Consider the following 1,431-nt stretch of genomic DNA (forward strand, 5'->3'; position numbering starts at 1 on the left):
GGTGCCGTCGCGGGGTTGGTAGGAATTGAGTGTGGCGTAGTCTCCGGGGTGATCAACCTCGAATCATCCGGCGTTGAAGCGTCGGACTGGAGACCACGCCATGACGAGCATTACCACGAAGCCTGATTCTTTGCAGTCTGCGGCCGATATGGCCGGCGATCTTTTCGACAACTGGTTTGATCCGCTTGAGGCCGAAGTGCGAGCGCGATCGCGTGAGTTCATCGAAGAACTGCTCCGCGGGGAGCTCGAGGCGGCGCTTTCACGGCCACGGTACGGGCGCAGCCAGATGTCCGGCAGGGAAGGAAGAGCGAGCGTTGCGGGCCACCGCCACGGCAGCCGGACGCGATCGCTGACCGGCACGTTCGGACCGATCGAGATCGCGGTGCCGCGCGCCCGTCTGACCACTGCCGATGGCAAGACGACCGAATGGAAGAGCCAGACGCTGCGGGCCTATCAGCGCCGCACACTCGCCGCCGACGCGCTGATCGCGAGCACGTATCTCGCCGGCACCAACACGCGGCGGGTGCGCCGTGCGCTCGCGGCCTTGTTCGGCGGGACGGTCGGCAAGGACACGGTGAGCCGGACCTGGCGCAAGGTGAAGAGCGACTGGGACGCCTGGCACACCCGCTCGCTGACCGGGGAGCCGATCGTGCGCCTGATCCTCGACGGCACCGTGGTGCGCGTGCGGCTCGACCGCAAGGCGACCTCCATCTCGCTGCTGGTCGTTCTCGGCGTGCGCGAGGACGGCCAGAAGGTGCTGCTCGCGATCAAGAGCATGGGCGGCGAGAGCGCCGAGGCCTGGCGCACTGTCCTCGCTGACCTCATCAATCGCGGGCTGCGGCGTCCGGAATTCCTCATCGTCGATGGCGCGCCGGGGCTCGACAAGGCCATCGCCTCCGTCTGGGACGGCGTGCCGGTCCAGCGCTGCACGGTCCACAAGCACAGGAACCTGTTCGCACATGCCCCCGAGCGGCTGCATGACGAGATCACTGCGGATTACAACGACATGATCTACGCGACGACGCCTGAGGAGATCGAGGCGCGCCGCAAAGCCTTCATCCACAAATGGAGGCTCAAGCATCGCGCCGTCGCCGACAGCCTGGAGGAGGCAGGAGAACGCTTGTTCACCTTCACGCGTTTGCCGCCGAGCCAATGGCGCAGCGTGCGCACCACCAATGCAATCGAACGGCTGCACGAAGAGTTCAAGCGAAGGATCAAGACGCAAACCGTGCTGCCGTCAGCAGACACCGCAGCCATGCTGTTCTGGGCGCTGCTCGCCTCCGGACAGATCAATATGCGCAAGGTCGATGGATGGCAGACGCTCGCCGCAAAGCCTGGCAATCAGCCGATTGACCTCGCCGCCTGAAACGATACCTTCATGTTCCCGGAGAATGCGCCACGCCAAATTCCCACCACTTCCCGGACGGCACC

The 1,431-nt window shown here is 65.2% G+C and carries 1 protein-coding gene; it reads left to right on the forward strand.

The window, feature by feature from the left end; all coding sequences use genetic code 11:
- Positions 1-148 precede the first annotated feature (148 nt).
- Complete coding sequence (locus tag KJQ96_RS38445; RefSeq protein WP_213291152.1) at positions 149-1,366, forward strand: IS256 family transposase; 1,218 nt, start codon at positions 149-151, stop codon at positions 1,364-1,366.
- Positions 1,367-1,431: the final 65 nt, after the last annotated feature.

This window comes from Bradyrhizobium sp. sGM-13 (assembly GCF_018398875.1).
GTDB lineage: Bacteria > Pseudomonadota > Alphaproteobacteria > Rhizobiales > Xanthobacteraceae > Bradyrhizobium.